The organism is Calothrix sp. CBUCES-K 9914, from assembly GCF_059640475.1.
Map to the genome: position 1 here is coordinate 20,900 of NZ_JBXXZH010000119.1, position 7,339 is coordinate 28,238.

Annotated in this window: 6 protein-coding genes; all 6 read right to left on the minus strand. The window is 39.9% G+C overall.

The genetic code is table 11. The features are described 5' to 3' along the window. Positions 1 to 93 precede the first annotated feature (93 nt). Positions 94 to 348: a hypothetical protein gene (locus AC2JBO_RS24400; protein ID WP_496956222.1), complete on the minus strand. Its 255-nt coding sequence runs from the start codon at positions 346 to 348 to the stop codon at positions 94 to 96. A 35-nt stretch (positions 349 to 383) separates the two neighbouring features. Beyond that, the gene (locus AC2JBO_RS24405) at positions 384 to 998 is read right to left on the minus strand and encodes a hypothetical protein (protein WP_496956223.1); all 615 of its coding nucleotides are present in this window, start codon (positions 996 to 998) and stop codon (positions 384 to 386) included. Positions 999 to 1,251: 253 nt separating this feature from the next. Continuing rightward, positions 1,252 to 1,680, minus strand: a complete 429-nt coding sequence (locus AC2JBO_RS24410) for a type II toxin-antitoxin system VapC family toxin (RefSeq protein WP_496956228.1) — start codon at positions 1,678 to 1,680, stop codon at positions 1,252 to 1,254. A 9-nt stretch (positions 1,681 to 1,689) separates the two neighbouring features. Next, positions 1,690 to 1,965, minus strand: a complete 276-nt coding sequence (locus AC2JBO_RS24415) for a hypothetical protein (protein WP_496956224.1) — start codon at positions 1,963 to 1,965, stop codon at positions 1,690 to 1,692. A gap of 199 nt (positions 1,966 to 2,164) precedes the next feature. Next, positions 2,165 to 5,524 carry a WD40 domain-containing protein gene (locus tag AC2JBO_RS24420; RefSeq protein WP_496956225.1) on the minus strand — a complete coding sequence of 1,120 codons (3,360 nt, stop codon included), beginning with the start codon at positions 5,522 to 5,524 and terminating at the stop codon, positions 2,165 to 2,167. Continuing rightward, on the minus strand, positions 5,524 to 7,227 hold the full coding sequence (locus tag AC2JBO_RS24425; RefSeq protein ID WP_496956226.1) for an AAA-like domain-containing protein: 1,704 nt from the start codon (positions 7,225 to 7,227) through the stop codon (positions 5,524 to 5,526). The genes AC2JBO_RS24420 and AC2JBO_RS24425 overlap by 1 nt, the downstream gene beginning before the upstream one ends. Between the last annotated feature and the right edge of the window lie 112 nt (positions 7,228 to 7,339).

The window sequence follows — 7,339 nt, forward strand, 5'->3', positions numbered from 1 at the left end:
TGTTATGGTAATAAAGATAGCTTAATAAATGGCGCCTGCAACATTCATCGGGAGCAGATAGCGGCGCCAAATATTAAGATAATATTACAGTGGCTATGGTTGATTAAAGCGATCGATTAACTCTTCACGAGATATATGAGATAGTTCCAACAGTAAACGAGTATATTCTTCGATAGGTTGCGTTAAAAGTGATGGAATAATGTTGATTAACTCAGCGTCAAGTGTACCAAAGCGCGCTTGAAGCAAATTTTCGACTACGAGACGTTGCCCTTGCTCGACACCACGCTCCAATCCTCGGCGTTCGGTAGCTTCTTCCCACTCTGCATATGCTTTTGATACTATCATCATGAACTCCAAATCTTCATTATTTTGTGGTTTTAATCCTATGGTAACTTTCCATGCTGATAATAGACGCACGCAGCATTCCGTCGCTGATCATTATTGGGCAAAGCAAGAATTTCGTCTATTGCTTCCCCTTGTACTGTTTGCCGACCAAAAAGTCTTAACCATCTTGTTTGTGGTGTTTTAGGCAGTAGGTTTACTGATACGAACCTTTTGTGTTCACCATCTGCGCTAAAGTATATACCATCAACCCAACCATTACGAGATTGGGCACCGTAAGTATTAAGTAATTTTTCTGAAGCTGAAGGTGTAATTATCCATAGCTTCGGCAGTTCTTCTTCAGTAGCTTTCCTTTCATCGCGCTTTGCCTCACGTCTACATTCCTTACGAGTCGCAAGTAGCTTATATGAACAACTCTCGACTTCTTCATCTGTTGGTTGATTACGGAAAGGTTCTATTAGGCACGGTGTCGAAGCTATGCGACGTAGTAAACCTAAAGATTCGGGTATTTGCTCTGGTTCGACTTTCGGTATGAAGTAAATATCTACGAAAGTTGATTCACCTGGTACTTCATCATTAATTTTGACTTGACCATATGGACTCAGGAATTCCTCAAAGAACTGTTTTGAAAATTGGTCAAACGGATTTTTTGTCATTCTGATACCCTGTATTGATTTTATGTGTCATATGAACGCAGCAACAAAAAAGGCGCCCTGACCCACATTTATAAAGGCGCGCAGCGCATAGGTGTGATTAAATAAGATGTATCTATTTGGAAGTAGTCTTTTACAACAAGCTTTTATCAAATGCAATTCTGTGAAGTTTAGGCAGTCCTTCTGTGTTTTTTCTCTAAAGTTTAAAAGTCGTAAAAGCGCAAATTCATGAACTTAATTGATTCTAAGATAAAAATTATGAAATGCTATGAGTATCAAGCGCGGTTATTTCAGTAAATCTTCTAAAATCACTAATGTTAAAGGTTAGTATGTGAGTTACATTATGGACTATCATCGCTGCGACTAATCGAGCATCATGCGAGGGTTTGCCTATCACTTGATATTTGGCGATAAGGTTTTCCCAAGTAGGAAAAATGGATGCTGTATCTGGCAGAAGCACAAAACAGTTTTTAAGTTGCTCCAGTTCGTATAAAGCATCAGCAAACGATAAACCTAACCCATTAACTTCTATCGGGCGAGTTGCTACCACCCAAAACTCAATCAGATTTTGTGGTATAATACATAGTGATTCGTCTTGCTCTAATAAAATTCTTATTGCTTGAAGTGAAGATTCGTGCATTGGATGAGCCTGCTGGATACTTCGCAATAAAACATTTGTATTAATTAAAGTAGCTCATAGCATTTCATCTTCTCTAGTATAAATGCTTTCACGGCTAATTGCTTCGTCTGTTAGAAGTGGCGCCTTTATTCGGGAGTGGCTCCTAGCCCAATTTACAAATCTTTCTGCTCGCTCAGTAGGCGATAGTGTAAGGGGTGTGGGTTGTGGTGATGTGCGTACTAAACTTTCGACTAAAGTTTTCAACAGCGCTTCGACAGATGTCCCCTGAGCTGCGGCTTGAGCGATTAAGTGTGATTCAATTTCAGGTTCCAGTTCAAGTAAGATAGCCATAATTAAGTACCAAAAATTAAATACAATCCAAATTTATATAAAATAAATTAACTTAATAACGTTCATTATAAACAGTGTTCGATTGAGTTCAAACACAATAATAAGCGTATATTCAAATTCTAGTTCCTCTCATTCTAGAGTGGCGGCTTTATTGAATTTTATTTGAGCGATTGCTAAAAAGTATAACTTCGCACGCAACTTACGGACACAAACCTTTTTTCGCATCGGGATGACTAGCAAAATAACTTTCCAAGTACCTACATCCCTGGTTTAGTAAATCATCTAAATCTAAATTCCAAAATTTGATGGTGTTGTCCCAACTTGCAGAAGCTAAGGTTTTGCCATCGGGACTCCAGGCGACGCTGTTGACCCTACCAGTATGCCCAGTCAGGGAGGCAATTTGTTCACCAGTGGCAACATTCCACAGTTTGATGGTGTTGTCATTACTAGCAGAAGCTAAGGTTTTGCCGTCGGGACTCCAGGCGACGCTCCAAACCATAGATTGATGACCAATCAGGGAGGCAATTTGTTTACGAGTGGCAACATTCCACAATTTGATGGTATTGTCCCGACTAGCAGAAGCTAAGGTTTTGCTGTCAGGACTCCAGGCGACGTTCAGCGCTCTAGATTGATCTGTGAGGGAGGCGATTTGTTTACGAGTGACGACATTCCACAATTTGATGGTCTGGTCACCACTAGCAGAAGCTAAAGTTTTGCCGTCAGCACTAAATGCAACGCTGTTAACTGATTCAGTATGCCCAGTCAGGGAGGCAATTTCTTCACCAGTAGCAATATTCCACAATTTGATAGTCTTGTCACCACTAGCAGAAGCTAAAGTTTTACCGTCGGAACAAAATGCAACGCTGATGACTGATTCAGTATGCCCAGTCAGGGAGGCAATTTGTTTATTAGTAGCAACATTCCACAATTTGATAGTCTTATCTCTACTAGCAGAAGCTAAGGTTTTGCCGTCAGAACTCCAGGCGACGCTCCAAACCACATCTTTATGCCCAGTCAGAAAGGCAATTTGCTTACAAGTGGTGACATTCCACAATTTGATGGTTCTGTCCGAGCTAGCAGAAGCTAAGGTTTTGCCGCCGGGACTAAATGCGACGCTCCAAACCACATCTTTATGCCCAGTCAGGGAGGCAATTTCTTTACCAGTAGCGATATTCCACAATTTGATGGTGTTTTCACTGCTAGCAGAAGCTAAGGTTTTGCCGTCGGGACTAAATGCGGCGCAGTTGACTGGAAATTGATGCCCAGTTAGGGAGGCAATTTCTTTACCAGTGATGACATTCCATAATTTGATCGTCTTATCTAAACTTGCAGAAGCTAAGGTTTTGCTGTCGGGACTAAAGGCAACGCTGATGACCCCATTTTGATGCCCAGTCAGGGAGGCAATTTCTTTACGAGTAGAGACATTCCACAATTTGATGTTGTTGTCCTGGCTAGCAGAAGCTAAGGTTGCACCGTCGAGACTAAATGCGACCCTATAGATTACATCTGTATGCCCAGTCAAGGAGGAGATTTGTTTATTAGTGGTGACATCCCACAATTTGATAGTGTTGTCATAACTAGCAGAAGCTAAGGTTTTACCATCGGGACTCCAGGCAACGCTGTAAACCCTATCAGTATGCCCAGTTAAGGAGGCAATTTGTTTACGAGTAGGGACATACCACAATTTGATGGTGTTGTCATAACTAGCAGAAGCTAAGGTTTTGCCGTCAGGACTAAATGCAACGCTGATAACCGGATCTTTATGCCCAGTAAGAGAGGCAATTTGTTTACCAGTGGTAACACTCCACAATTTAATAGTTTTATCTCTACTAGCGGAAGCTAAGGTTTTGCCGTTGGGACTAAATGCGACTCTGTAGACCTGATCTTGATGCCCCTGTAACTGATTGCGTTCGCGGATATTTAACAATATTTCTTGTAAACTAAACACTGGGCTGTAAGCTGGATAATCAGCTAAAGATTGTTTATCCTTGACTAAACTTTTCAATTGGCGCCCAGCCTGCATTGCCAATAGTAAACTTGCAATTTCATCTCCTGTTTGAAACTGGCATAATATATTTATTCCATCCCTTTCCAATCTCGTTGCAGTTAAGTCATATTGAGCTTTATTTAATTTTGAAGTTGCTAAACGTTGCGCTTCTGTCAAACGCTGATTTGCTTGTTTTTCTACCTCTAAAGCTAATTCTGCTTTTGCTTGTGCTTCTGCTAAAATTTCTTTTGCTCGCCTTTCTGCATTTAAGGCTATTGCTACTTCTCGATTAGCAAACTCCTGACTCGCGAGTAAAAATCGATTATCCTCATCGCTCAAACCTTTATCACTCGCCCAAAGGAGCGCATCCTGTAACGCTTGTCCTCGCAATAGGCGCGATTCATCTTTAAAATTAGATGCCGTCCAAGCATCTATTGCATCAGCATAAGGGCGGAGTTTGGCTAATTCTTGCTCTATGCAAGATAAGTTAAAAACAGACTTGTAAATACGATTATATATTTTTAACATACCATCTCGCCTGACTACTAAACCTGTTAACCGCAGTTGGGTTTGTTCAGGACTATTATCCGCAACTATTCCTTGCCCATTTGATGTCAAAATCTGCTGACATAAACCTAACAAACGTCCTTTTCTTTTCTCAAAGCCGAGTAAAATTCTATCTCGAATAGTTTTAAGGTGTTCGGGTTCATCCTGTGCTTCCCAGTTATCAATAATCCGCTTTTGCACCAGCTTTTCTACCAAAATTGAGGGTTTTTCTCGATTTACTCCTGCTTCTAACAGTAGTAAGCGACAAACTTTCTGGGTTAAAAACGGTTGTCCGCATGTCCAACTAAGAACTGCTTGCATCAACTCAGTGGGATCTCCTAATGCTGCTAAACCTTGTGCCAAAGGGAAAGCTTCTGATAATTGAAACCCTGTTAAATCAATAGCTCGTCCAATATTAAAAGGTGTACGGCGCCTATCTTGAATTAAATCTGAAGGTGTGGATACTCCGAGTAAAGCAAAAGTCAAACGGTTGTAGGCGCCTATTGATGCTCGACGGTTATAACAGTCGCGGATGACGGCAAAAAAGTCATCTGAGTTAAATGTTAGGCTGAGAATACTGTCAATTTCGTCGATAAAAATAATAATGTTTTGCTCTACTCGCTCTAATAGTATAGTCTCAATAAACTTACTAAAATGCTGTACTGGCGATAGTAAACTGTTTTCCTGCCACCAAGCTTTTAACTCGAAATCTGTGTACAGATTAAAACTTTCGACTAAATAATCGATTACCCCTGCATACCATTCAACGGGAGTAATATCTGCGGTTCCAATAGCTGTAATATCTAAAGCCGCACAAGCAAAACCATCATCTTCTAACCTCTGCATAGTTTGTACACGCAGGCTAGATTTACCCATTTGTCGAGAGTTGAGGACGTAGCAGAATTCTCCATTTTTCAAACAGGAGTAAAAATCTTCATCCGCTTGACGCCGCACATAGGTAGGAGCATTTATGGGTAAACTGCCCCCTACTTGATATTCGTAGCCCAGACGAGGTATTGAATTCATTAGTTAACCCCCAGGTGGTCGCAAAAATATCGTCGATATAAATCACACAAAGGTTTGACTGCGTTACCCTGAAATTTAACTAAACCCATACTCCGTAATTTGAATGCTTCACTGGCGCCAATTGCCACAGGCTCTTTAGATGCTAAGACGTTAACCATTGCAGCCTGTAATTGGGCGTTTGCTTGCAAATTTAACAAATGACGGCGTAAATGGTCACTGTATAGTCCTTCTTCGGTTGGGGCAATTTCCTTTAATTTTTCTAACGTTATCCGACCACGGGCAATTTCGTACAGTGCCACCCGTAACAAATAGGGATGTCCTCCCAACAAGTTAATCAATTCTTTAGAGCGCACGTTATCCCAAGACAAACCGTGACGTTGAATTAAAGCTTGTATTTGTTCTGGATTTAGTTCTGGTAATTCTACTGGTAAACCTACATTAAAAGGTGACTGATTAATATTTAAAGGAACATAAACCTCTTGAGAATGAACAATTACCAATCTTAGCTTTTGCCAGACAGCATTATTTTTTCCTCGCTCGTGCCAAGCTCTTAACATTCCAAAAAAATCAGATGCGATGGTGGGGTGTTTGAATATTTCATCTACCTCATCTAAACCCAAAATAATTGGAGTTTTAATTTCATTTAACAAATAGCGTTGGAAGTAATTAGTACATTTACTTTTACTCGCAGTAATATCATCCCAAAATGGATTGACTTTATCTGGCAAATTTAGTTCTTCACTAATACTTCGACAAAACCACTGTAAGAATTGATCTAAACTATTGAGCAATTCTATATCTACCAGTTGAAAATTGAGATATGGTGTTTGGTAATTATGCTCGCTGCCGTTATTTAAGATGCGACTTAGTAAAGAAGTTTTCCCTAATTGTCTTGGTGCTTTAATACGAATGAGGGCGCCGGGTCTTAAAATAGCTTCGTTGCAATCAATTTCAATTGGTGGACGCTCAATATAAAAGGGAGACTCTAAAGATACTTGCCCTTGAGGATACTCAAGTAAATTTATATTTAAGTTTCTATTCATAGACGAACCATTTTTAGTTTTCTCTGGCAAAGCTTCTAGTTGGTTAGTCCTTCGGATGTCATCATTTATATCAAATATACTAACGCTATCATTATTAGACTTATCCTTCAATTTCAAAACAGGCTTAAATGACTCTGGGATGCTTTCTAAATCAATGGAAACACACCCAAAATCAAAAGCATCTTCGTAACTTCTACCTGACAATAACGCATCATAAAAACCAGTTGCAAACTCTATTGCGGCGCCATCTCCTATAGCCTCATTCATGCCAACAACACAATTTATATGTTCGTGAATAGCTTGAGCTTGCTCCTCAGAATAACAAGCATTCAACAACACACATTCTACTTTGTTTTTAAATAACTTAAATAGCCTTACCAGTGATTCTGTACTCACTATGTGTAAATTTCCAGCATTATCCTCCAAAGTCAAGCCATCCTTGAGCGCACCATGCCCGGAAAAATGGACTATTTCTGGTTCATAATCTAGTAAAGCTCGACGCAAATCATCCGGACGTACTGCCCATCTAGTAATTATTTCAAACTCTTCTCTTTTTCTAGCACGTTCTAAACCCGCTTGGATTTCCCGCACTTCTTCGTCCAAGCGCAGCTTTGAAGTATCCTTGGGATTCGCTGATACGATTAAGATTTTTTTTACCATAATTATGGATTGTCAGAAAAATGTCAGCATCCAAGCTTTGATACAATCTCAGTATACTATTTTTCGTAATCTTGAAAGAATTATACTAAAGTATATATTGCGTATGTATTAC